This window comes from Pantoea sp. X-Soil-ISGK-259, from assembly GCF_059730705.1.
On the sequence record NZ_AP035986.1, the window covers coordinates 2,637,750 to 2,661,011 of the forward strand.

Sequence of the window (23,262 nt, forward strand, 5' to 3'; positions counted from 1 at the left end):
CGGCAGGCACGGCGCGTGATGCTTTTATCGGGGGGATCGATGACTACGCAAAGCACTAACGTCCGCTGGCAACTGTGGATCGTTGCCATCGGCTTCTTTATGCAGACGCTGGATACCACCATCGTCAATACCGCGATCCCATCGATGGCGCACGATCTGGGAGTCAGTCCGCTGCACATGCACTCGGTGATCGTCTATTACGTGCTGACGGTGGCGGTGATGCTGCCGGTCAGTGGCTGGCTGGCGGATCGTTTTGGCGTGCGTAACGTTTTCTTCTGCGCGATTCTGCTGTTCAGTATCGGCTCGCTGCTGTGCGCCATGTCCGGCACGCTGGATCAGCTGGTGCTGTCGCGCGTGGTTCAGGGGATTGGCGGCGCCATGATGGTCCCCGTGGGTCGCCTGACGGTGATGAAAATCGTGCCGCGCGAGCAATATATGTCCGCCATGACCTTTGTCACCCTGCCCGGCCAGATTGGCCCCCTGCTGGGTCCGGCACTGGGCGGTGTGTTAGTAGAGTACGCCAGCTGGCACTGGATCTTTCTCATCAATATTCCGGTCGGCATCGCCGGCGCTATCGCCACTCTGATGCTGATGCCCAACTACAGCATGCAGACGCGGCGCTTTGATTTCGCCGGGTTTATCCTGCTGGCCGCTGGCATGGCAACCCTGACACTGGCGCTGGATGGCCAGCGCAGCAGTGGTGGCTCACCGCTGTTACTGGGTGCCATGATTCTCGTTGGCCTGTTCTCTCTGCTCTTCTACCTGATACATGCACGCGGCAATGATAATGCGCTGTTCAGCCTGAAACTGTTTGATAACCGCGTTTATGCCATTGGTCTGCTGGGCAGTTTTACCGGCCGCATCGGCAGCGGCATGCTGCCCTTTATGACCCCTATTTTTCTGCAGATTGGCATGGGCTACAGCCCGTTTCACGCCGGTCTGATGATGATTTCAATGGTGCTGGGGAATATGGGGATGAAGCGCATAGTGGTGCGCATCGTCAATCTTTACGGCTACCGCAACGTGCTGGTGATGTCGACGGTGGCGCTGGCGCTGGTGGTCCTGCTGTTCCCCCTGGTGGCGCTCATGGGTTGGGTCTGGCTACTGCCGCTGGTGCTGTTTCTGCAGGGCATGGTCAATGCCATTCGCTTCTCTTCAATGAATACCCTGACGCTGAAGGAGCTGCCCGATGAGCTGGCATCCAGCGGCAACAGCCTGTTGTCGATGATTATGCAGCTGTCGATGAGTATTGGCGTCACCGTCGCCGGGCTGTTGCTGGGCGCATTTGCTCATGAAAACATGGCGAACAGCACCGCGAATCACTCAATGTTTATTTATACCTACCTTTGCATGTCGCTGATTATTCTTCTGCCCGCGCTGGTGTTCTGGCGCGTTCCGCCACAGACGAATGCCAACGTTGATTTGCGACGCCGGAGAGAAAAATGAGAGTTAACCTGCGACTGGGCATCGGTGCCAAACTGTTTATGGCGATTTTCGCTACCTGCATGTTGGTCCTGATCACCATGCACTGGGGCGTTCGGATGAGTTTCGAGCACGGCTTTGTCGACTACATTAAACGCGGCAACGAGCAGCGGTTAAACCTGCTCAGCGATGCCCTCGCCGATCAGTATGAGCAGCACGGCAACTGGGATTTTTTGCGCCATAATGATCGGCTGGTCTTTACCATGCTGCGCTCGCTGGAGCAGAATCCCGACAGCAACAGCCAGCTACCGCCGCACGGCTGGCGGACCCAGTTCTGGATTCTTGACCAGCAGTATAAAGTGCTGGCCGGACCAAAATCGCCGGTGCCACCCGAAGGCACACGACGCAACATCACCACCAGCAACAATAAAGTGGTCGGCTGGGTGATCGGCTCGCCGCCGGAGCGGCTGACGCGCAGCACCGATATTAACTTTGATCAACAGCAGCGGCGCACCAGCTGGATTATCGTGGGGCTTTCAACGCTGCTGGCGGCACTGGCGACGTGGCTGATGGCGCGCGGTCTGCTGGCGCCGGTCAAGCGACTGGTCGACGGCACCCATCATCTGGCGGCCGGTAATTTTGCTACCCGCGTGGAGGTCAGCAGCCGGGATGAGCTGGGCCAGCTGGCCGGTGACTTTAACCTGCTTGCCAGCTCGCTGGAGAAAAACGAGAGCATGCGGCGCGCTTTTATGGCCGACATCTCCCATGAGCTGCGCACGCCGCTGGCGATCCTGCGCGGTGAACTGGAAGCGATGCAGGATGGGGTGCGCAAACTGACGCCGGAAGCGATCGCCTCGCTGCAGAGCGAGGTGGTGGTGCTGACCAAGCTGGTGGACGATCTGCACCAGCTGTCGCTGTCGGATGAGGGTGCCCTTGCCTACCGCAAACAGGCCACCGATCTGGTTCAGTTGCTGGAGGTGACGGCGGGCAGCTTTGCCGAACGCTATCGCGCACACGGCCTGACGCTGAAACTGAATCTGCCCGAAAACGCCCCGTTCTTTGGCGATCCCGACCGGCTGATGCAGTTATTCACCAACCTTCTTGAGAACAGCCTGCGCTACACCGACAGCGGTGGCCGCGTTGAAGTGACACTGAAGTATGAAGCGCCCAACTGGTGCATCGATTTTGATGACAGCGCACCTGGCGTGGATAAAGAACATCAGGTGCAGATTTTTGAGCGTTTCTTCCGCACCGAAGGCTCGCGCAACCGCGCCAGCGGCGGCTCGGGTCTGGGACTGGCCATCTGTAAAAATATCGCTGATGCACATGGTGGCGATATTCATGCGTCGCACTCTGATTTAGGTGGACTGAAAATCGCGCTACACTTGCGCTATGTTCCCCTTGTGTAAACGCTTATGAGCCAGGAAAACCACGACCCGCTGATTCTGGTGGTCGAAGATGAGCCGAAACTGGCGCAGCTGATGATCGATTATCTGCACGCCTCAAATTACCGTACCCATCACATCGCCGACGGCAACGCGGTGCTGGAGTATGTGCGTCAGACGCCACCCGACCTGATGCTGCTGGATTTAATGCTGCCCGGCACCGATGGCTTAACGCTTTGCCGTGAAATCCGTCGTCATTCCGAGCTGCCGATTATTATGGTCACCGCGCGTACCGAGGAGATCGATCGGCTGCTGGGATTAGAGCTGGGCGCGGATGACTACATCTGCAAACCCTTCAGTCCGCGTGAAGTGGTCGCACGGGTCAAAACGATTCTGCGCCGGGTCAGGCGTTCAGCGGAAGAGCCGCAAAGCGCCTCGTTGCTGCGGGTCGACGAAAGCCGCTTCTTCGCCAGCTGGCGCGAAAAGCCACTGGATCTAACTCCGGCGGAATTCCGCCTGCTGAAAACGTTGTCGCTGGAACCGGGCAAGGTCTTTTCACGTGAACAGCTGCTCAACCATCTTTATGATGACTACCGCGTGGTCACGGATCGCACCATCGACAGCCATATCAAGAATCTGCGGCGGAAGCTGGAGAACCTCGACAGTGAGCAACCTTTTATCCGCGCTGTTTACGGGATGGGCTATCGCTGGGAAGCCGATGCCTGTCATTTGATCTAGTTTGATCCCGATCAATTTACTTCCCTTTTCTCACTGCCTACAATTCCGCACCCTTTGCAGGGCTTAATGGTCCTGCACCTGTCGCCTGAAGCGACATACTGACCTGACATCAGTGAGAAGATCATGAAACCCGAACTGCTTTCCCCTGCTGGCACGCTAAAAAACATGCGTTACGCCTTTGCTTATGGGGCCGATGCCGTCTATGCCGGCCAGCCGCGCTATAGCCTGCGGGTGCGCAACAACGAATTTACCCACGAAAATCTTGCGCTGGGCATCAATGAAGCGCACGCGCTGGGCAAAAAATTCTATGTGGTGGTGAACATTGCGCCGCATAACGCCAAGCTGAAAACCTTTATTCGCGACCTGACGCCGGTGGTGGAGATGCAGCCTGACGCGCTGATCATGTCCGATCCCGGTCTTATCATGCTGGTGCGCGAGGCTTTTCCGACGATGCCGATTCACCTGTCGGTGCAGGCCAATGCGGTCAACTGGGCCACGGTAAAATTCTGGCAGCAGATGGGGCTGAGCCGGGTAATCCTGTCACGCGAGTTATCGCTGGAGGAGATTGGCGAGATCCGCCAGCAGGTGCCGGAGATGGAGCTGGAAGTCTTCGTTCATGGCGCGCTCTGTATGGCCTATTCCGGTCGCTGCCTGCTGTCAGGCTATATGAACAAGCGCGACCCGAATCAGGGCACCTGCACCAATGCCTGCCGCTGGGAATATAAAGTGCAGGAAGGTCAGCAGGATGAGGTGGGGAATATCGTCGGTATTCACACGCCTGTCGCAGTGCAGGATGTCACGCCGGTGCTGGGCATCGGTCAGCCTACCGACAAGGTGTTTCTGCTGGAAGAGAAGATGAAACCTGGCGAAGTGATGAGCGCATTCGAAGATGAGCATGGCACCTATATCATGAACTCGCGGGATCTGCGCGCGGTCGCGCATGTTGAACGGCTCAGCGAGATGGGCGTTCATTCGCTGAAAATCGAGGGGCGTACCAAGTCCTATTACTACTGCGCCCGCACCGCCCAGGTGTATCGCCGGGCGATTGATGATGCCGCTGCCGGGAAGCCGTTTGATCCGTCACTGCTGTTAACGCTGGAAGGCCTGGCCCATCGCGGCTATACCGAAGGCTTCCTGCGCCGCCACACGCATGACAGTTATCAGAATTATCAGCAGGGTTTTTCCGTGTCCGATCGCCAGCAATTTGTCGGCGAATTTACCGGCGAGCGTCGGAATGAGTGGGCTGAAGTGGCGGTGAAGAACAAGTTTATGCTGCACGACAGCGTGGAGATCATGACGCCCGAAGGAAACCTGAATTGTCAGCTTGATGCGCTGCAGAACGCGCGCGGCGAACCCACAGAGGTTGCGCCGGGCGATGGCCATCGTGTCTGGTTGCGGGTGCCGCAGGAAGTCGATCTGCGTTTTGCACTGCTGCTGCGCAACTTCGATCATGGTGAAGATACCCGGGATCCACATAATCGTTTACCAACGGAAACATTTTGAGGAAATCAGAACAGGATCACAGACCCCTGTTCAGCGCTGCTTTATAGTCCTGCCTGCTGCTAATGAGTAACAACAAACGGCAGATTTACCTGGAACCACCTCATTTACCCGCCCGGCTCCCCCGTGCGGGTTTTCTTTTTTCTCTCTTTCGCCAATTATTTACTGCTGGCAGCTATGTTATAAATTCCCCTTCTTACTCTGTAGATCTCCAAGGAACGCAAAATGGATAATAAACCGCTAACGCTACTCATTCTGAATGGGAAAGGCGCGGGCAATGATGATCTGCGCGAAGCCATTACTGCCCTTCGTGAAGAAGGCTTCGATATTGCGGTGCGTGTCACTTTTGAAAAAGGTGATGGCGACAGGTACGTCAAAGAGGCGATTGCGCTGCAGGCGGAGACGGTGGTCGCAGGTGGTGGCGATGGCACCATCAACGAAATCGCGACGGCGCTGGCGGCATCGAATGCCGATCATCGCCCGGTGCTGGGCATCCTGCCGCTGGGAACGGCCAATGATTTTGCCACCAGCGTGGGCATCCCGGAAGAGATGGAACCGGCATTGCGCCTGGCGATCCAGGGCAAAGCCAGCACCATCGACCTGGCCAGAGTGAACCAGGATCACTACTTCATTAACATGGCGACGGGTGGATTTGGCACCCGTATCACCACGGAAACCCCGGAAAAGCTAAAGTCGGCACTGGGCGGTGTTTCCTATTTTATTCACGGCCTGATGCGCATGGATACGCTGAAACCTGATACCTGCGAGATCAGCGGTCCCGATTTCAACTGGCAGGGTGATGCGCTGGTCATTGGTATTGGTAATGGACGTCAGGCGGGCGGTGGTCAGCGACTCTGCCCTTCGGCCCTGATTAACGATGGCCGGCTGGACGTCAGCATTGTCACCGCACAGGAGCTGCTGCCGACCCTGTTGCACTCACTGACGGGCGACGATGACAATCCGGGCATCGTCACCGCACAGCTGGAGTCACTGACCATCCGTTCTCCGCATGAAATGACCTTTAACCTTGATGGCGAGCCGCTTTCGGGACGGGAATTCGTGATTGAGGTGATGGCGGGCGCATTAAGCTGTCGCCTGCCACCACAGTGTGAACTCCTTTCCTGAGCCTGATTCAGGGGGCGAAAGCCCCCTTTTAATGCCGGTCTGAATCTCTGTTTGTAAAAAACGCCTCTTTCATTCCCCCTGTTTGCCGCGCCAGGGTACCCCTGAAAACACTCTGTGACTGGGTTCACAACTCTGTCAGACCAACTTGTATGGTAGTATTAAAGTGCGTACTTTTTCATCATTGAACGCTGACTGAAAGGCACCAGGATGAAAATTGTTAAGGCGGAAGTATTTGTAACCTGCGCAGGCAGAAACTTTGTCACTCTAAAAATCACCACGGATCAGGGGCTGACCGGCATTGGCGACGCCACGCTGAATGGCCGTGAATTACCGGTCGCCTCCTACCTGAAAGATCACATCTGTCCGCAGCTGATAGGCCGCGATGCCCATCAGATCGAAGATATCTGGCAATACTTCTACAAAGGCGCTTACTGGCGTCGCGGTCCGGTGACCATGTCCGCTATCTCTGCGGTCGATATGGCACTGTGGGATATCAAAGGTAAAGCTGCCAATATGCCGCTTTACCAGTTGCTGGGTGGTGCCTCACGCACTGGCGTTATGGTCTATTGCCACACCACCGGTCATTCCCTTGATGAAGTGATGGATGACTACGCCAAACACAAAGAGCTGGGCTTCAAAGCGATTCGCGCCCAGTGCGGCGTGCCGGGCATGAAAACCACTTACGGGATGGCAAAAGGCAAAGGCCTGGCTTACGAGCCAGCAACCAAAGGTCACTGGCCGGAAGAGCAGTTCTGGTCAACCGAGAAATACCTCGATTTCACGCCGAAACTCTTTGCGGCTATCCGCGACAAATTTGGTTTCGATGAGCATCTGCTGCATGACATGCACCATCGCCTGACACCGATTGAAGCCGCGCGTTTTGGCAAGAGCGTGGAAGATTATCGCCTGTTCTGGATGGAAGATCCGACACCCGCCGAAAACCAGGAATGCTTCCGTCTGATCCGCCAGCACACCGTCACGCCGATTGCGGTGGGCGAAGTGTTTAACAGCATCTGGGATTGTAAGCAGCTGATTGAAGAGCAGCTGATCGACTACATCCGCACCACCATCACACATGCGGGCGGCATTAGCGGTATGCGACGTATCGCTGATTTTGCCTCGCTCTATCAGGTGCGCACCGGCTCCCACGGTCCTTCAGATCTCTCCCCGATTTGCATGGCGGCGGCACTGCACTTTGACCTCTGGGTGCCGAACTTCGGCGTGCAGGAGTACATGGGCTTCTCTGAACAGATGATGGAGCTATTTGACGCAAACTGGACCTTTGATCAGGGCTATATGCATCCCGGCGACAAACCGGGCCTTGGCATAGAGTTCAACGAGAAACTGGCTGCGAAATATCCCTATGAACCTGCCTATCTGCCGGTCGCCCGTCTTGAAGATGGCACCCTGTGGAACTGGTAAGGAGAAACTCATGAAAAGTGTTGTTATTGAACAGCCAGGCGAACTGGTGATAGCTGAACGTCCACTGCCACAACCGGCGGCAGGTGAAGTCCGGGTCAAAGTGGCCTATGCCAGTATCTGCGGTTCGGATGTGCATATCTGGCACGGCCATAACCCGTTCGCGAAATATCCTCGGGTTATTGGTCACGAATTTTTTGGTGTGATCGATGCGGTAGGTGCGGGAGTCGATGCGGCCCGACTGGGTCAGCGCGTGGCGGTCGATCCGGTGGTGAGCTGCGGCAGCTGCTATCCCTGCTCGGTAGGCCGCCCCAATGTCTGTACCACACTGCAGGTGATTGGCGTGCATCGCGACGGCGGCTTCAGCGACTATGCGCTGGCACCGGCAAAAAATGCCTGGGAGTTGCCGGACGCCATCCCCGACAAGCTTGCCAGCCTGGTTGAGCCCTTTACCATCGCAGCCAACATCACGGCGTTTCTTAAGCCGCAGCCAGACGATGTCGCCCTGATTTATGGCGCCGGACCAATGGGGCTTACCGCGATTCAGGTACTGAAAAACGTCTATAAAGTGAAAAAAGTGATGGTGGTGGATCGTCTGCCGGAACGCCTGGCGCTGGCTGAAGAGAGTGGTGCCGATCAGCTGTTCGATAACAGCGAAATCCCACTGGCAGCACAGCTTGAGGGCGTCCAGCCCACGCTGATTATCGACGCCGCCTGCCATCCCGCTATTCTGGCAGAAGCCGCCGCGCTCGCCTCACCGGCCGCGCGTATCGGTCTGCTGGGCTTCTCCGGCGAACCGTGCAGCATTACTCAGCAGAGCCTGACCAGCAAAGAGCTGTCGCTGTTTACCTCGCGTCTCAACAGCAACCGCTTTCCACAGGTGATCGCGTGGATGGAAAAAGGCTTGATCCAGCCAGAGAAACTCGTGACGCACTACTTCCCGCTGCAGGAGATTGAACGCGCGATGAGCCTGTTCGAAAAAGATCCGCGCACCTGCTGCAAAGTGATCCTGCAAATGGGTTAACTCCCGCTGAACACCAGGTCTCCTTCGCCGGTGCGTACCCGCCGGCCTGATTAAAAAAGAAAACAGATCACGGAGTTTGTATGTTCAAGAATCTGCGCTGGACCCTCGTTTTGCTGCTCTTCCTGGTTTACATGATCAACTACCTCGATCGTGTTGCCCTCTCACTGACGGTGCCGCTGGTGGAGAAAGATCTGGCGATCAATGCTGAGCAGTTCGGCATGATTTTCGGCAGCTTCTTTTTCGGCTATGCCCTGTTTAACTTTGTCGGCGGCCTCGCCACTGACCGCTTTGGCCCGAAAATCGTGCTGGCCGTGGCGGTGGGTGCCTGGTCCATTTTCTGCGGCATGACTGCACTGGCGACCGGCTTCTGGTCGCTGCTGATTCTGCGTGTGCTATTCGGCATGGCGGAAGGCCCAATCTGCTCCTCAGCCAACAAAGCCATTAACGGCTGGTTCCCGAAAAAACAGGCCGCAACAGCGATGGGCTTACTGAGTGCCGGCTCACCTTTGGGTGGCGCCGTCGCCGGCCCGATTATTGGCTATCTTGCTCTGGCCTATGGCTGGCGTCCGGCGTTTGTGATCGTCTGCTGTATCGGTCTGGTCTGGATGGCGTTCTGGCTCTTCTTTGCCGCTGATAACCCGGCAAAAAGCAAAATTGTCACCGAAAAAGAGCGTCTGCTGATTGATCGCCTGAAAGCCACCAATCCGAATGATGAGGTTGACCTGGCTGAAACGCCGCATCCGTTTGGCTACTACCTGCGCCAGCCGATTATCCTGGTCACGGCGTTTGCCTTCTTCTGCTACAACTACATCCTGTTCTTCTTCCTGAGCTGGTTCCCGGCCTATCTGGTGCAGGCGCACGGCCTGGATATCAAATCCATGAGCATCACCACCATGATCCCGTGGATAGTCGGATTCGTTGGTCTGGCGCTGGGTGGCTGGATCTCCGATAAAATCTTCAATATCACCGGCAAACTGTTGTTGTCCCGTAAAATTGTGCTGGTTGTCTCACTGCTGGCAGCCGCAATTTGTGTGGCACTGGCGGGTACGATAAAAGAAGTGGTTCCCGCCGTTATGATGATGTCGGTGTCGATTTTCTTTCTCTATATCACCGGCGCGATCTACTGGGCGATTATTCAGGATGTGGTACACAAGAGTCGTATCGGCAGCATCAGCGGCTTTATCCATCTGGTGGGTAGCCTCTCCGGCATCATCGGGCCGATCGTCACCGGCTTTATTGTCCAGCACACCGGTAAATTCGATAGCGCCTTTGTACTGGCGGGTTGTGTCGCCGCGCTGGGGGCTTTCCTGGTGCTGTTCGTGATTCGCAGTCCGAAATCCCAGGATAAACCGGTTTCGGTCTGAGTGTTGTTCCGCTAACAGAACGATGATTTCGGGGCGCCATGCGCCCCGTTTGCCATAAGGACGGAGTATGTTACAGATTGATCGCCTGCCCGCTGAGGTCCAGCGCCCCACTTACGACCGCAGCAATTTAAAGACTCGCATGGTACATATTGGTTTTGGTGCGTTTCACCGCGCGCATCAGGCACTCTGCAGCGATAAGCTGGCTGAACAGGGCAGTGACTGGGGCTACTGCGAAGTTAACCTCAACAGCGGCGATCTGATTCAGGCTCTGCGTGAGCAAAATCTGCTCTATACCCTGACAGAGATGGCCGATGACTCACTGCAAACCCGGGTCATTGGCGTGATTACTCAGGCGCTGCACGGCAAAAGTGATGGGATTGAGGCGGTGATCAACGCAATGAGTCAGCCAGAGGTGGCCATTGTCTCTATGACCGTCACCGAGAAAGGCTATTGCCATCAGCCCGCCAGTGGAAATTTAAACCCCGATCATCCTGACATCGTGCACGATCTGCAGAATCCAGACTCGCCTCGCTCGCTGCCGGGTCTGATTCTGGCCGCGATTCGCCGTCGGCGGAAGCAGGATCTGCCTGCGTTCAGCGTAATGTCCTGCGACAACATGCCGGAAAATGGTCACGTCATCCGTAATGTGATTGTGCAGCTGGCACAGTATCAGGATCCGGCGCTGGCAGACTACATTCAGCAGCACATCACCTTCCCCTCCACCATGGTGGATCGCATCGTTCCGGCCATGACCGATGCGGCATTTGCCGCGCTGAACGCGCGCCTGGGTTGCAGCGATCCCGTTGCGGTTGAAGCGGAACCCTTCTTCCAGTGGGTGATCGAAGATAACTTCGTTAATGGTCGTCCGGCGTGGGAAAAAGCAGGCGCAGAGCTGGTCAGCGATGTCCTGCCCTATGAAGAGATGAAACTGCGGATGTTGAATGGCAGCCACTCTTTCCTGGCCTATCTTGGCTTCCTGGCCGGTTATGAGTACATCAGCGACTGCATGGCCGATCCTCATTTCCGCGCCGCCGCCCGTTCACTGATGGTGGATGAGCAAGCCCCGACGCTGCGCACTCAGGGCGTGGATCTCAATGCATACGCCGATTCGCTGATTGCCCGTTATGAAAACCGCGCGATTAAACATCGCACCGGACAGATTGCCACTGACGGCACCCAGAAGCTGCCACAACGTATGCTTGATAGCCTGCGCTGGCACCTGCAGCGCGGCAGCGACTGCGAGCTGCTGTTGCTGGGCGTGGCGGGCTGGATGCGCTATGTCGGCGGCATTGATGAGAAGGGTCAGCCGATTGAGATTCGTGATCCGATGAAAGCGCAACTGGCAGAATGCGTCGCCAGCAGCGAAGAGGGTGAAGCGCGTGTACGGGCGTTACTCTCCATGCGCGAAGTGTTTGGCGACGATCTGGCGCAGAATGCCGATGTGGTCGGCCGACTGACCGCCTGGTATAACAAACTGGCCACTCAGGGCGCGCGCGCGACCGTGCATCAGTCTCTCAACCGCAGCTAAAAGGGCTGGCGCAGACGCAGCGCGCTGATTAGACTGGCACTTTCCCATCGCGCTGGCTTTTGCCAGCCGTAATATGGATATTGCTGCATGTCGATCGCCTATACCATTACGACCAGCGAACCGGTAAATCAGCAGATTTACCGGTATCTGCGCAAAGATATTGTCACCTGCGCAATTCAGCCAGGCTCGCTGCTTTCTGAAAAGGAAGTGTCCGCGCGCTTCAACGTCTCACGCCAGCCGGTGCGCGAAGCGTTCATCAAGCTGGCTGAAGCCGGACTGGTACAGGTATTGCCGCAGCGCGGCACCTTTGTGCGCAAAATCTCCGCTAAGCGGGTAGCGGATGGCCGCTTTATCCGTGAAGCGGTGGAAGTGTCGGTGGTTCGTCGCGCGGCGCTGGAGATAGACGACTCGTCGCTGATGGCGCTGGAACATAACCTGCAGCTGCAGCGCATGGCTGCTGAACGCCATGACAGCCAGGCTTTTCTTACGCTGGACGATGAGTTTCATCGCCTGATCGCTGAAAGTATCGACTGCAAGCTGGCCTGGGAGACGGTTGAGAACATCAAAGCGGCAATGGACCGCGTGCGCTTTCTGACGTTGAGTGAAGTCTCGCCGCCAGAAAAGCTGATTGAGCAGCATGAAGAGATTTTTGCCGCGCTCAAGGGCCATGACGACAATGCTGCCGAAGCGGCGATGCGTCGCCACCTGCAGGAGATGATCTTCTCAATCACCCCCATTGCCGAGCGTAACAGCGCCTGGTTTGAAGCACCCTAATCGCTCATCACCCGCACCGCCTGAATGTCAGGCCGGTGCGGGTCTTCGCCGTCACCACCATTGATGAAAATGGTGAACCGGCCCGATGCCCTTCCCGACCTCCAGCGTATCTGCCATTAACAACGCCTGTTGTAACCAGTTTTTGGCTTCCCCAATCGTCTCTGCCCAGTCAGCATGACGCGGACGCAACGCGGCTAAGGCGGCCGACAACGTGCAGCCGGTGCCATGGGTGTGACGGGTGTTGACGCGAGACGTGCTGAATCGCTGCTCAGTGGAATGCGTGATCAGCCAGTCCGGGCTCTCTGCCGCCGTAAGATGTCCGCCTTTCATCAGCACAGCCTGACAGCCCAGCGCCAGCAATGCCCGTCCCTGCTCGCGCATCTCCGCCTCATCGCTGGCGACAGCACAGTTGAGCAACGCCGCCGCTTCCGGCAGATTCGGTGTGATCAACGAGACCTGCGGCAATAACAGCTCACGTACGCTGGCCACGGCGTCTGGCGAGAGCAGCGCATCGCCACTTTTTGCGACCATCACGGTATCCAGTACCACAAACGGGATATCTGCCTTTCTCAGCCGGGCAGCAACCTGCTCTACGATAGCCGTTTCTGACAGCATGCCAATTTTTGCGCTGTCGATGCGCACATCACTCAGCACCGAATCGAGCTGGGCGGCAACAAACTCAGGTGCAATCCGGTAAACAGACTGCACGCCTTGCGTGTTTTGTGCCACCAGCGCGGTTATGACGCTGGTGCCATAGGCGCCCAGAGCCGAGAAGGTTTTCAGATCGGCCTGAATGCCTGCCCCGCCGCTGGGATCGGTACCGGCAATCGTCAGGGCATTAATGCGCTTCATTGCCCACCTCCAGCGTCCAGAGGGCATCAATAAACGCGGTGGCAAAACTGCCCGGCCCGGCAGCCTGCGCCGCTGCCTTTTCTCCCGCCAGGGCCATGACCTGACAGGCGGCCGCGACATTCATTAGACGATCACCAGGCAGACTGCTGAAGCCCGCTACCACGGCGGAGAGTGCACAGCCGGTGCCCACCACCCGTGTCATTAACGGGCTTCCACCGCTTATGGCGAGGATCCGCTGACCATCCGTGGCGTAGTCCACTTCACCGGTGACGATCACCAGCGTTTTCCAGGTCTCAGCGAGTTGCTGTGCTGCATCAATTGCCGCATCCGCCTGATGCAGTGTATCAACGCCCCGCCCGCCACTGGCCTGCTGTGCCAGCGCCAGAATCTCTGATGCATTGCCGCGGATCACCGCCGGTTGCTGACTCAATAACCGCTGACAGAAGTCACTGCGCAGCGTCAGCGCGCCGACCGCAACCGGATCGAGTGTCCAGGGTGTGCCCGCCAGATTAGCGGCAGTGATGGCAGCCTGCATCGCCTGCTGCCGTTCGGGGGTTAACGTGCCCACATTAATCAGCAGCGCATCGGCCAATTCACTGAACTCTGCGGCTTCTTCCGGATCGATCACCATCGCCGGTGAGGCATTAAGTGCCAGCAGTACATTGGCGGTGAAGTTCTGAACCACGTCATTGGTCATGCAGTGCACCAGCGGTGACTGACGGCGGAAAGTGTGCAGGATGGGCGCGAAGTGCGCGGCAGAAAGGTGTTGAGATTGATGTGTCATCGTAGCTCCCAACCGGCGAACAAGAAGGCGAATGCGGTCAGGCATCAGACTTCCCTACGCTGGCATTATCCAGTTCAGGTCAGCGGGTTTTTCTCAGCCCTTTCCGTGTGGAAAGCGGCACCCCGAGTCGTGTTACGGCTTGCAGCATAGGAGAGCTATACGGTGAAAGCAAGCGACACCTGTCGGGGAAATAATCCGTGCTGAAACAATTCATATGATCCCGATCAACGCCTGAGGTCACAAAAAAAGGCTTAATGCTGCGGGTTAACGAAACACCTCTTTATAGTTAGCTTTATTTATCCCCCTGACAGGAAATATTTCCTGCAGTGTCTCTGACTGCATAATAATAATTAACCTGCTTGCAGCATCATCGTAAAAAATATTTTATTTCATGAGGTTAGTTACCTCCTGAAGCGGAACTTCATACTATGCAGGATGTATGATGCGATTTTTAGCGCTTATTCCACACCGTCATCGATGGCAGGATATTATTATTGAACGTCAGGGTGCCGTCGCACCCAGTGGCAGATATTATTTTTCAACCTATATTTCCGCACGCTGCTCAGGCTGTAACGAAATAATCCATCGCGTCTATTATCGTGATATCACCGATGAACAGGCGCGTCGCTGGCTAGATTAGTCGCCCTCACGGCGGAGGGTTCAGACACCGTTCCAGTTAACAGTTAGTTAGCAATTTGTTAGTCTGATAACTAATCATCGCCTGATCAGACGCCCTCTATGCCACTGCTGTTTGAAAGCTTAAGCCATCAAATTTATCTCTCAGCTCCGCTGTTTATCCTGATCTTACTGGGATACTGCCTGACACGCCTCGGAAAATGGCCTGCCAGCATCAGCGAAGGGATGAACCGCTTTGTGTTTAACGTTGCACTGCCCTGCATGCTGTTTCGGGTAATGAGTACCTTCTCACAAAGCCCGCCGGTGGATGCGCGCCTGTTACTGGCCTTCTTCGGCAGTTGCCTGCTGGTGTTTATCGTGGGGCGACTGCTGGCAACAAGGCTGTTCGATCTGGATGGCGTGGCGGCTTCAGTCTTTGCCCTGGGCGGTATCTTCTCTAATAACGTGATGCTGGGGATCCCGGTGGCCACCGTGTTACTCGGGCCAGAAGCGCTGCCGCCGGTGGCGCTGGTGCTGGTGTTTAACAGCCTGATCCTGTGGACTTTACTGACCGTTTCAGTCGAGTGGGCGAAGCAGGGCAGCTTCTCGCTGAATGGCCTTTGGCGCACATTGATCGGTGTGCTGAAGAATCCGCTCATCATCGGCATTCTCAGCGGTACAGCCTGGAGTTTTCTGCAACGCCCGTTGCCACTGCTGGCCGCTGAACCATTAAAGATGCTGGCCTCGCTGGCCGCGCCGCTGTCGCTGGTCACGCTGGGCATGAGCCTGGCGCACTATCGGGTGCGGGACGGCTTAAAAGAGAGCTACACCATTTGCCTGCTGAAGCTGGTGCTGCAACCGATGACGGTATGGGCTATCGCGTGGCTGACCGGTCTGCCGCCGCTGGAGAGTAAAGTGGTAGTCCTGCTGGGATCAATGGCGGTGGGAGTAAACGTTTATCTGATGTCGCAGAAGTTTAATGTCATTACCGGCCCGGCGGCGGCCAGCATGCTCTTTTCTACGGTGTTTGCCGCGGTAACGACGCCGATATGGATGATGCTGATGACGCTGGCGGGCTATTAACAGACTAAAAAAAGCCCCTCAGCACGAATGCTGAAGGGCTATTGTCTGTCTGACTAAACGTTATTAAGCTGATTTAGTGCGAATCAGATAGTCAAAAGCGCTCAGTGAGGCTTTTGCGCCTTCGCCGCTGGCAATAATAATCTGCTTGTACGGCACGGTAGTGCAGTCGCCCGCCGCGAACACGCCTTTCAGGCTGGTTTCGCATTTACCATCGATGATGATCTCACCCATTTTATTGCGCTCAACCGCGCCTTCCAGCCACGGGGTATTTGGCAGCAGACCGATCTGAACGAAGATACCAGAGAGCGGCAGCTCATGGGTGGTCTGCGTCGTACGGTCAAGATAGTGCAGGCCGGTCACTTTAGTGCCGTCGCCTTTCACTTCGGTGGTCTGCGCGTTCAGGATGACATCAACGTTCTTCAGGCTACGCAGCTTATCCTGCAATACCTGGTCGGCACGCATCTCACCGGCAAACTCCAGCAGCGTAACATGTTCAACGATACCCGCCAGGTCAATGGCTGCTTCAACGCCGGAGTTACCGCCGCCGATCACTGCCGTACGCTTGCCTTTAAACAGCGGGCCATCGCAGTGTGGGCAGTAGGTGACGCCTTTGGTGCGATACTCTTCCTCACCCGGCACACCCATGTTGCGCCAGCGTGCGCCGGTCGCCAGAATGATACTGCGTGACTTCAATACTGCGCCGGAGGCGGTTTCGATGGCATGCAGTCCGCCCTCTTTCGCCGCCGGGATCAATTTGATGGCGCTCTGGCTTTCAATGACATCCACATTGTAATCATCAACGTGTGCGCGCAGTGAACCTGCCAGTTTCGCGCCTTCGGTTTTCGGTACGGAAATATAGTTTTCGATATCCACCGTATCCAGTACCTGGCCGCCAAAACGTTCGCCCATCAGGCCAGTACGGATACCCTTACGCGCTGAGTAGATGGCTGCCGCTGCACCCGCCGGGCCACTGCCGATAATCAGGACTTCATAGGCGTCACGCTTGTTCAGCTCTTCCGCTGCACGTTTATCCGCGTTGGTATCTACTTTGCTGACGATTTCCGCCAGGCTCATGCGGCCCTGACCAAACTCCTTACCATTCAGGTAAACCGCTGGCACGCCCATCACGTTGCGTTCCTGAATCTCGTTCTGGAACAGGCCACCGTCGATAGCGGTGTGGCTGATGCGCGGGTTAATCACCGCCATCAGGTTCAGCGCCTGGACGACGTCCGGGCAGTTATGGCATGAGAGTGAATAATAGGTTTCGAAATGGAAGTCGCTGTCCAGCGCGGCGATCTGGTCCAGCAGGCTCTGTGCTTCTTTAGACGGATGCCCACCGGTCTGTAACAGTGCCAGCACCAGTGAGGTAAATTCGTGACCCAGAGGTGAACCGGCAAAACGCGGGCCGCTGTTCGAACCTGGGTTGGTGATCAGAAATGAGGGCTTACGCACCTGACGATCGTTCTCTTCGCGGAAGCTGACTTTGTCAGACAAGCCGGCGATATCAACCAACAGTTCACGGATCTCGGTTGATTTTGCACCCTCATCCAGGGTGGCAATCAACTCAACAGGTCTGGTTAATTTCTCAAGGTAGGCCTTGAGCTGGGTTTTCAAATTTGTGTCGAGCATAGTGATATCCTGGTCAAAAAATCGGGTGCCGCAGCACCCGATTGGAGAATGATCGAAAGAGCGAAGCGGGATTAGATTTTGCCAACCAGGTCCAGAGACGGAGCCAGTGTTGCATCACCTTCTTTCCATTTAGCCGGGCACACTTCACCTGGGTGAGAAGCCACGTACTGAGCCGCTTTCACTTTACGCAGCAGGTCAGAGGCGTCACGGCCAATGCCTTCAGCAGTGATTTCGATTGCCTGGATTACGCCTTGCGGGTCAACGATGAAGGTACCACGGTCAGCCAGACCTTCATCTTCACGCATGATTTCGAAGTTACGGGTCAGCGCGCCAGTCGGGTCACCGATCATTGTGTATTTGATCTTCGCGATGGTGTCTGAAGAACCGTGCCAGGCTTTGTGGGTAAAGTGGGTGTCGGTAGAAACGGAGTAGATGTCTACGCCCAGTTTCTGGAACTCTTCGTAATGGTCAGCTACGTCGCCCAGCTCGGTCGGGCAGACGAAGGTGAAGTCAGCTGGATAGAAGAAGAACACACTCCATTTACCTTCAACGTCTTTCTCGGTTACGTCGATGAATTCGCCGTTTTTGAATGCTGCGTTTTTGAACGGCTTAATTTTGGTATTGATAATAGACATCTGGTGGCCTCCGTTAAAATATGTGATGCAGGTTACATAATTTTCGGGCCAACATCTAATACGCGGACGTTATCAATCTGATAAACGAAAGCTATCAAACGCTGAGAGCCTGATGCTCTCTGGCCCGGCAGGCAGTGTACAGCGATTTACGTGACATTTAACCCGCTTTATCTTTTACGCGATCTTTTAGGCACGTCTCGGCTAATCACTGCTAGTTTTGTAAGACCAGATGATAAGGAGCTGACCCGTGGAGATTCGTCCGTTTACTGAAGCCGACCGTCCTTTCCTGCGTACGCTGTTTCTGGCAGCGCGACGACATAACTGGCGCTGGCTGGAGGGCAGCGAGTGGCAACTGGAAGATTTTGATGGCGTTATTCTGGGGGAGACCGTCCTGGTTGCGGAGGCTGATGGCCATCGGGTCGGCTTTGCAGGTCTGCTGGAGAACGACAACTTCCTGCACAGTCTCTATGTCGATCCAGACTGGCAGGGGCGCGGCGTGGGCAGCGCGTTGCTGGAGGCGGTAGAGGCGCGTTTTACCTCAACCGGCGCGCTTAAGTGCCTGCAGAAGAACAAAGCGGCGCAGGCATTTTATCTGAAGCATGGCTGGAAGATGATTTCACAGGGCGAAGGCGAGCACGGCGGTTATGTGCTGATGCACTACCCGCTGGCCTCACAATACGCCAGCGGGTCGGGTCGGGCTTAAAGCGCGCGGAAGGCGATATCGCCAGGGATGACCTCGCCCTGCCAGTAAAGCTGGGCCGCGACGCGTCCGGCCAACTGGCGATACAGCGTGGTAAACTCGCTATCGGGCCGGCGAATCACTGTCGGTTCACCTTCATCAAGATCTTCGCGCAGGTCAATGTGCAGTGGCAACTGGGCCAGCAGTTGCGTCTGGTAATCCTCCACCAGTTTCTGCGCGCCGCCGGTGCCGAAAATCGGCTCGTGGAAGCCACACTGGCTGCAGACATGCAGGCTCATATTCTCTACCACACCCAGCACCGGCACATTGACCTTTTCAAACATGACCAGTCCTTTGCGGGCATCAATCAGGGCGATATCCTGCGGCGTCGTGACCACCAGCGCACCGGTTACCGGCACGTTCTGCGCCAGCGTCAGCTGAATGTCGCCCGTGCCGGGCGGCATATCCAGCACCAGATAATCCAGCTCAGGCCACAGAGTCTCATTCAGCAACTGCATAAGCGCTTTACTGGCCATGGGGCCGCGCCACACCATCGCATTGTCATCCGTGACCAGATAACCAATGGAGTTGGTGGCCAGCCCATGTGCCATGATCGGCGCCATATGGGTCCCATCCGGCGAGGTTGGCCGCTGGTCCTGAGTCCCAAGCATGTTCGGCACAGACGGGCCGTAGATATCCGCGTCAAGAATGCCGACGCGCGCGCCCTCAGCTGCCAGCGCCAGTGCCATATTTACGGCGGTGCTGGATTTACCCACGCCGCCTTTGCCGGAGCTGACCGCAATAATGTTTTTAACCCCGTTAACGCCCGGCTGGTTTTTCACCCGCTTCAGGGTGGCGATATCGTGGCTGAGCCGCCAGTCGATGGCGCGTGCGCCGGTCTGACGCAGCAGGTCGGCGCTGACCTGCTCTTTCAGGGCATCGAACCCGCTGGCCCACGCAAACGGCATCAGCAGTTCAACATGCAGCGTTCCATCCAGCTGCGCCACGTGGTGCAGCGCTTTCAGCGAGGTGAGATTCTGTTTAAGGGTCGGATGCTCAAAGCTTCTCAATACGCCCGCTACGATGGCGCGCAGGCCCTCTGGCGTATGCGGTTCCCGGGATTGTACTGTCATCCCCTGCTCCTTATTTCTGCTGTGCTTACGCTGTGTTTCAGCGATGTATTGTCAATGATATCAGATGCTCGTGGATCTGCGGCGACTGGCGGGGTGAATCCCTTATGTTTACGCAGGAGAAGCCATCAGTTACCATCTAAGCCCGTTTTTTCAATCAACAGAAAGCTACGCAAACTATGACTCAAGTCGCTAAAAAAATTCTGGTAACGTGCGCACTGCCTTACGCGAACGGATCAATCCATCTCGGCCACATGCTCGAGCATATCCAGGCAGATATTTGGGTGCGTTACCAACGAATGCGTGGCAATCAGGTTTATTTCATTTGCGCCGATGATGCGCACGGCACGCCTATCATGCTGAAAGCTCAGCAGCTGGGCATTGCGCCGGAGCAGATGATTGCAGAAATGAAAAGCGAGCATGAAGCCGACTTTGCCGGTTTCAACGTCAGCTATGACAATTATCACTCCACTCACGGCGATGAAAACCGCGAGCTGTCTGCGCTGATTTACGGCCGCCTGAAAGAGAACGGTTTTATTAAAAACCGCACCATTTCCCAGCTTTACGATCCGGAAAAAGGGATGTTCCTGCCGGACCGTTTTGTGAAAGGCACCTGCCCGAAATGTAAGTCACCTGATCAATACGGCGACAACTGTGAAGTCTGCAGCGCGACCTACAGCCCGACCGAGCTGATCGATCCGAAGTCTGTGGTTTCTGGTGCGACGCCAGTTCTGCGCGACTCTGAGCACTTCTTCTTTGATCTGCCGTCCTTCAGCGCCATGCTGCAGGCGTGGACCCGCTCCGGTGCGCTGCAGGATCAGGTGGCGAACAAAATGCAGGAGTGGTTTGAGTCAGGCCTGCAGCAGTGGGATATCTCACGCGATGCGCCTTACTTCGGCTTTGAAATTCCGGATGCGCCAGGCAAATACTTCTACGTCTGGCTGGATGCGCCTATCGGCTACATGGGCTCGTTCAAGAACCTGTGCGACAAGCGCGGCGACATCGACTTCGACGAATTCTGGCGTAAAGACTCCACCACCGAGCTGTATCATTTCATCGGTAAAGATATCGTCTATTTCCATAGCCTGTTCTGGCCAGCGATGCTGGAAGGCAGCAACTTCCGCAAGCCGAACAATCTGTTTGTACACGGCTATGTCACCGTTAACGGTGCCAAGATGTCGAAGTCGCGCGGCACCTTTATCAAAGCCAGCACCTGGCTGCAACATCTGGATGCCGACAGCCTGCGTTACTACTACGCGGCGAAACTCTCTTCACGTATCGACGACATCGACCTGAATCTGGAAGATTTCGTCCAGCGCGTAAATGCCGACATCGTCAACAAAGTGGTTAACCTGGCGTCACGTAACGCAGGCTTCATTACCAAACGCTTTGAGGGCAAACTGGCAGCAGAACTGGCCGATCCGGCGCTCTATCAGACCTTCGTTGATGCGTCAGAGAAGATTGGTGATGCCTGGGCTGCGCGCGAATACAGCCGTGCTATCCGTGAAATTATGGCGCTGGCCGACCTGGCGAACCGTTATGTCGATGAGCAGGCTCCGTGGGTGGTCGCGAAGCAGGAAGGCCGTGATGCCGATCTGCAGGCCATCTGCTCAATGGGCATTAACCTGTTCCGCATTCTGATGACCTGGCTGAAGCCGGTGCTGCCGTCACTGAGCGCCCGTGCAGAGGGCTTCCTGAACTGTGAATTGAGCTGGGATGCCATTGCGCAGCCGCTGCTGGATCATCAGGTTGCGCCATTCAAAGCACTCTACAGCCGCATTGAAATGGCGAAGGTTGAGGGACTGATTGACGCCTCAAAAGAGGATGCTGCCGCAGCAAGTGCACCAGCCGCAACCGGTCCGCTGGCAGATGCGCCGATTGGTGACACCATCACCATCGACGATTTCGCCAAAGTGGATATGCGCGTTGCGCTAATCGAGCAGGCGGAACGGGTTGAAGGTTCAGACAAGCTGCTGCGTCTGCAACTCGACCTGGGCGGTGAAAAGCGTCAGATTTTCTCGGGCATCCGCGCCGCTTATCCTGATCCCTCTGTGCTGGTCGGTAAAATGACCATCATCGTGGCCAACCTGGCGCCGCGTAAAATGCGCTTCGGCATCTCCGAAGGTATGGTGCTGTCAGCGGGTCCGGGCGGGAAAGATCTGTTCGTGTTGTCCGTTGATAGCGGTGCTGTACCGGGCATGCCGGTTAAGTAAAGGTCTGCCCTCTGCGGTTTAAACTGCAAAGCACACTGCCGTTCTGAAACCCTTCGTGCCTTAGCTCTGGCACGAAGGGTTTTCTCTTCTCTGTTACCACGACTACTCAACCTCTCCTTTTCTTTCCCGGCACGCTTCACCCGACCCTGCCCTGTACCCATAAGTGTGATCGCTAGCACGCTAAGCGGTTAATGCGTATGATGAAGCTCAGTGAAAACAGGAGCCTGCCATGCTCACCGTGCTGTCTGTCTGCGGACGTTATCTTCGCGCTTTTATCATCATTTATCTCTGCTTATACGCCGGTATCGGTATCGCCTCGCTGCTGCCTATAAAAATGCCCGGCAGCATTCTGGGGATGTTAATTCTGTTTGCCCTGCTTGCGTCACAGATTCTGCCAGTGAGCTGGGTGAAGCCGGGATGCCATCTGCTGATTCGCTATATGGCGCTGCTGTTTGTGCCGATTAGCGTCGGGGTAATGAGCTACACCGATATTCTTACCGCGCAGTTCGGCCCTATCGTTGTCTCCTGCGTCGTCAGCACCCTGCTGGTCCTCTCCATTGTTGGCGTAAGTGCCCACAAGCTTCACAGCCGCCGTCCGGCCGGGGAGTCTGCTGATGAGTGAGATATGGTGGTCGCTGCCATTGACGCTGGCCGCCTTTTTTCTGGCGCGCAAGCTGGCGATAAAACTGAAGATTTCGCTGCTCAATCCGCTGCTGGTGGCGATGGCGATCATTATCCCGATACTGCTGCTGTTACAGCTGCCCTACTCGCGCTATTTCGCAGGCAGTGAGATTCTCAATCAGCTGTTGCAACCGGCCGTGGTTGCGCTGGCATTGCCGCTGTATGAGCAGATGCACCAGATTCGTGCCCGCTGGAAGTCCATTATCGGCGTCTGCTTTATTGGCAGTGTGACCGCCATGAGTTCAGGTACTGCTATTGCTCTGTGGATGGGTGCCACGCCCGAAATTGCCGCCACGATCATGCCCAAATCCGTGACCACACCCATCGCGATGGCTGTCTCCGGCTCGCTGCATGGTATCCCCGCTATCAGCGCTATTTGTGTACTTATTGCCGGGGTGCTGGGTGCGGTGTTCGGGCACACGGTACTGAATCTGCTGGGCGTGAAGTCTAAAGCCGCGCGCGGACTGGCAATTGGCAATGCGTCACATGCCCTGGGCACAGCACGCGCGGCCGAGCTCGACTATCAGGAGGGCGCCTTCAGTTCACTGGCGCTGGTGATCTGCGGCATCATCACCTCACTGCTGGCGCCCTTTATTTTTCCGCTCCTGCTGCACTGGTTTGGCTGAAACTTTGCGATAGATCTCGCAAAGTTGAAACATGCAACACAGGTTACATTGTCAGA

21 protein-coding genes and 1 riboswitch are annotated in these 23,262 nt (G+C 56.1%); of the genes, 16 read left to right on the plus strand and 5 right to left on the minus strand.

What is annotated here, in order from left to right; all coding sequences use genetic code 11:
- The first annotated feature begins 39 nt into the window (after nucleotides 1–39).
- From AC6I77_RS12495 to AC6I77_RS12540, 10 genes are all read left to right on the plus strand, one after another.
- Nucleotides 40–1,446 carry an MFS transporter gene (locus tag AC6I77_RS12495; RefSeq protein WP_033762022.1) on the plus strand — a complete coding sequence of 469 codons (1,407 nt, stop codon included), beginning with the start codon at nucleotides 40–42 and terminating at the stop codon, nucleotides 1,444–1,446.
- Nucleotides 1,443–2,831 (plus strand): envelope stress sensor histidine kinase BaeS, encoded by a 1,389-nt coding sequence (gene baeS / locus AC6I77_RS12500; protein ID WP_497816989.1) that lies wholly within the window; start codon nucleotides 1,443–1,445, stop codon nucleotides 2,829–2,831. The genes AC6I77_RS12495 and baeS overlap by 4 nt, the downstream gene beginning before the upstream one ends.
- Before the next feature lie 6 nt (nucleotides 2,832–2,837).
- Nucleotides 2,838–3,545 (plus strand): envelope stress response regulator BaeR, encoded by a 708-nt coding sequence (baeR, locus tag AC6I77_RS12505; RefSeq protein WP_004571268.1) that lies wholly within the window; start codon nucleotides 2,838–2,840, stop codon nucleotides 3,543–3,545.
- A 120-nt stretch (nucleotides 3,546–3,665) separates the two neighbouring features.
- Nucleotides 3,666–5,048, plus strand: a complete 1,383-nt coding sequence (gene trhP / locus AC6I77_RS12510) for a prephenate-dependent tRNA uridine(34) hydroxylase TrhP (protein WP_192377812.1) — start codon at nucleotides 3,666–3,668, stop codon at nucleotides 5,046–5,048.
- Nucleotides 5,049–5,270: 222 nt separating this feature from the next.
- Nucleotides 5,271–6,170, plus strand: coding sequence for a lipid kinase YegS (gene yegS / locus AC6I77_RS12515; protein ID WP_004571266.1), 900 nt, complete (start codon nucleotides 5,271–5,273; stop codon nucleotides 6,168–6,170).
- Between the two features lie 207 nt (nucleotides 6,171–6,377).
- Nucleotides 6,378–7,592 carry a D-mannonate dehydratase ManD gene (gene manD / locus AC6I77_RS12520; RefSeq protein WP_497816990.1) on the plus strand — a complete coding sequence of 405 codons (1,215 nt, stop codon included), beginning with the start codon at nucleotides 6,378–6,380 and terminating at the stop codon, nucleotides 7,590–7,592.
- A 10-nt stretch (nucleotides 7,593–7,602) separates the two neighbouring features.
- On the plus strand, nucleotides 7,603–8,613 hold the full coding sequence (locus AC6I77_RS12525; RefSeq protein ID WP_039659783.1) for a Zn-dependent oxidoreductase: 1,011 nt from the start codon (nucleotides 7,603–7,605) through the stop codon (nucleotides 8,611–8,613).
- Between the two features lie 80 nt (nucleotides 8,614–8,693).
- The gene (locus AC6I77_RS12530) at nucleotides 8,694–9,977 is read left to right on the plus strand and encodes an MFS transporter (protein ID WP_004571263.1); all 1,284 of its coding nucleotides are present in this window, start codon (nucleotides 8,694–8,696) and stop codon (nucleotides 9,975–9,977) included.
- 67 nt (nucleotides 9,978–10,044) lie between these two features.
- The gene (locus AC6I77_RS12535; RefSeq protein WP_192377743.1) at nucleotides 10,045–11,505 is read left to right on the plus strand and encodes a mannitol dehydrogenase family protein; all 1,461 of its coding nucleotides are present in this window, start codon (nucleotides 10,045–10,047) and stop codon (nucleotides 11,503–11,505) included.
- An 87-nt stretch (nucleotides 11,506–11,592) separates the two neighbouring features.
- The gene (locus tag AC6I77_RS12540) at nucleotides 11,593–12,279 is read left to right on the plus strand and encodes a GntR family transcriptional regulator (protein WP_004571261.1); all 687 of its coding nucleotides are present in this window, start codon (nucleotides 11,593–11,595) and stop codon (nucleotides 12,277–12,279) included.
- Between the two features lie 51 nt (nucleotides 12,280–12,330).
- Here the strand turns inward: AC6I77_RS12540 and thiD are convergent, their stop codons facing one another.
- Together thiD and thiM are read right to left on the minus strand one after the other, a co-directional pair.
- Entirely contained in the window at nucleotides 12,331–13,131 is an 801-nt protein-coding gene (thiD, locus tag AC6I77_RS12545; RefSeq protein WP_078804585.1) for a bifunctional hydroxymethylpyrimidine kinase/phosphomethylpyrimidine kinase, read from the minus strand.
- On the minus strand, nucleotides 13,118–13,915 hold the full coding sequence (gene thiM / locus AC6I77_RS12550) for a hydroxyethylthiazole kinase (RefSeq protein WP_497816991.1): 798 nt from the start codon (nucleotides 13,913–13,915) through the stop codon (nucleotides 13,118–13,120). Before thiM ends, thiD begins: the two co-directional genes overlap by 14 nt.
- A 34-nt stretch (nucleotides 13,916–13,949) precedes the next feature.
- Nucleotides 13,950–14,050: riboswitch (TPP riboswitch) on the minus strand.
- A gap of 307 nt (nucleotides 14,051–14,357) precedes the next feature.
- On the opposite strand from thiM, the gene AC6I77_RS12555 reads away from it, so the two are divergent.
- Both AC6I77_RS12555 and AC6I77_RS12560 read left to right on the plus strand, forming a co-directional pair.
- Complete coding sequence (locus tag AC6I77_RS12555; RefSeq protein ID WP_004571258.1) at nucleotides 14,358–14,555, plus strand: hypothetical protein; 198 nt, start codon at nucleotides 14,358–14,360, stop codon at nucleotides 14,553–14,555.
- A 98-nt stretch (nucleotides 14,556–14,653) separates the two neighbouring features.
- Entirely contained in the window at nucleotides 14,654–15,613 is a 960-nt protein-coding gene (locus tag AC6I77_RS12560) for an AEC family transporter (RefSeq protein WP_004571257.1), read from the plus strand.
- Nucleotides 15,614–15,676: 63 nt separating this feature from the next.
- Here AC6I77_RS12560 and ahpF read toward each other — a convergent pair whose 3' ends face one another.
- Both ahpF and ahpC read right to left on the minus strand, forming a co-directional pair.
- Nucleotides 15,677–17,242: an alkyl hydroperoxide reductase subunit F gene (gene ahpF / locus AC6I77_RS12565; RefSeq protein ID WP_004571256.1), complete on the minus strand. Its 1,566-nt coding sequence runs from the start codon at nucleotides 17,240–17,242 to the stop codon at nucleotides 15,677–15,679.
- Between the two features lie 71 nt (nucleotides 17,243–17,313).
- Nucleotides 17,314–17,877: an alkyl hydroperoxide reductase subunit C gene (gene ahpC, locus AC6I77_RS12570; RefSeq protein ID WP_004571255.1), complete on the minus strand. Its 564-nt coding sequence runs from the start codon at nucleotides 17,875–17,877 to the stop codon at nucleotides 17,314–17,316.
- A gap of 247 nt (nucleotides 17,878–18,124) precedes the next feature.
- Between ahpC and AC6I77_RS12575 the strand changes: the two genes are divergently transcribed.
- On the plus strand, nucleotides 18,125–18,580 hold the full coding sequence (locus tag AC6I77_RS12575) for a GNAT family N-acetyltransferase (protein ID WP_004571254.1): 456 nt from the start codon (nucleotides 18,125–18,127) through the stop codon (nucleotides 18,578–18,580).
- On the opposite strand, the gene apbC is transcribed toward AC6I77_RS12575, so the two are convergent.
- Nucleotides 18,577–19,689 carry an iron-sulfur cluster carrier protein ApbC gene (apbC, locus tag AC6I77_RS12580; protein WP_004571253.1) on the minus strand — a complete coding sequence of 371 codons (1,113 nt, stop codon included), beginning with the start codon at nucleotides 19,687–19,689 and terminating at the stop codon, nucleotides 18,577–18,579. The genes AC6I77_RS12575 and apbC overlap by 4 nt on opposite strands.
- Before the next feature lie 176 nt (nucleotides 19,690–19,865).
- On the opposite strand from apbC, the gene metG reads away from it, so the two are divergent.
- The 3 genes from metG (at nucleotide 19,866) to AC6I77_RS12595 (ending at nucleotide 23,206) form a co-directional block, all read left to right on the plus strand.
- Nucleotides 19,866–21,899, plus strand: coding sequence for a methionine--tRNA ligase (gene metG, locus AC6I77_RS12585; protein WP_039659778.1), 2,034 nt, complete (start codon nucleotides 19,866–19,868; stop codon nucleotides 21,897–21,899).
- A 229-nt stretch (nucleotides 21,900–22,128) separates the two neighbouring features.
- Nucleotides 22,129–22,521, plus strand: coding sequence for a CidA/LrgA family protein (locus AC6I77_RS12590; RefSeq protein WP_004571250.1), 393 nt, complete (start codon nucleotides 22,129–22,131; stop codon nucleotides 22,519–22,521).
- A complete protein-coding gene (locus tag AC6I77_RS12595; RefSeq protein WP_004571249.1) occupies nucleotides 22,514–23,206 on the plus strand; it encodes a CidB/LrgB family autolysis modulator in 693 nt (230 codons plus the stop codon). Before AC6I77_RS12590 ends, AC6I77_RS12595 begins: the two co-directional genes overlap by 8 nt.
- Nucleotides 23,207–23,262 lie beyond the last annotated feature (56 nt).

Excerpts from the sequence above, each read along its gene's own strand:
- AC6I77_RS12495 (WP_033762022.1), top strand. The coding sequence starts at position 40 with ATGACTACGCAAAGCACTAACGTCCGCTGGCAACTGTGGATCGTTGCC.
- AC6I77_RS12555 (WP_004571258.1), top strand. The coding sequence starts at position 14,358 with ATGCGATTTTTAGCGCTTATTCCACACCGTCATCGATGGCAGGATATT.
- baeS (WP_497816989.1), top strand. The coding sequence starts at position 1,443 with ATGAGAGTTAACCTGCGACTGGGCATCGGTGCCAAACTGTTTATGGCG.
- AC6I77_RS12530 (WP_004571263.1), top strand. The coding sequence starts at position 8,694 with ATGTTCAAGAATCTGCGCTGGACCCTCGTTTTGCTGCTCTTCCTGGTT.
- AC6I77_RS12590 (WP_004571250.1), top strand. The coding sequence starts at position 22,129 with ATGCTCACCGTGCTGTCTGTCTGCGGACGTTATCTTCGCGCTTTTATC.
- yegS (WP_004571266.1), top strand. The coding sequence starts at position 5,271 with ATGGATAATAAACCGCTAACGCTACTCATTCTGAATGGGAAAGGCGCG.
- ahpC (WP_004571255.1), bottom strand. The coding sequence starts at position 17,877 with ATGTCTATTATCAATACCAAAATTAAGCCGTTCAAAAACGCAGCATTC.
- manD (WP_497816990.1), top strand. The coding sequence starts at position 6,378 with ATGAAAATTGTTAAGGCGGAAGTATTTGTAACCTGCGCAGGCAGAAAC.
- apbC (WP_004571253.1), bottom strand. The coding sequence starts at position 19,689 with ATGACAGTACAATCCCGGGAACCGCATACGCCAGAGGGCCTGCGCGCC.
- metG (WP_039659778.1), top strand. The coding sequence starts at position 19,866 with ATGACTCAAGTCGCTAAAAAAATTCTGGTAACGTGCGCACTGCCTTAC.
- AC6I77_RS12525 (WP_039659783.1), top strand. The coding sequence starts at position 7,603 with ATGAAAAGTGTTGTTATTGAACAGCCAGGCGAACTGGTGATAGCTGAA.
- AC6I77_RS12595 (WP_004571249.1), top strand. The coding sequence starts at position 22,514 with ATGAGTGAGATATGGTGGTCGCTGCCATTGACGCTGGCCGCCTTTTTT.
- AC6I77_RS12540 (WP_004571261.1), top strand. The coding sequence starts at position 11,593 with ATGTCGATCGCCTATACCATTACGACCAGCGAACCGGTAAATCAGCAG.
- thiM (WP_497816991.1), bottom strand. The coding sequence starts at position 13,915 with ATGACACATCAATCTCAACACCTTTCTGCCGCGCACTTCGCGCCCATC.
- AC6I77_RS12560 (WP_004571257.1), top strand. The coding sequence starts at position 14,654 with ATGCCACTGCTGTTTGAAAGCTTAAGCCATCAAATTTATCTCTCAGCT.
- baeR (WP_004571268.1), top strand. The coding sequence starts at position 2,838 with ATGAGCCAGGAAAACCACGACCCGCTGATTCTGGTGGTCGAAGATGAG.
- AC6I77_RS12535 (WP_192377743.1), top strand. The coding sequence starts at position 10,045 with ATGTTACAGATTGATCGCCTGCCCGCTGAGGTCCAGCGCCCCACTTAC.
- thiD (WP_078804585.1), bottom strand. The coding sequence starts at position 13,131 with ATGAAGCGCATTAATGCCCTGACGATTGCCGGTACCGATCCCAGCGGC.
- ahpF (WP_004571256.1), bottom strand. The coding sequence starts at position 17,242 with ATGCTCGACACAAATTTGAAAACCCAGCTCAAGGCCTACCTTGAGAAA.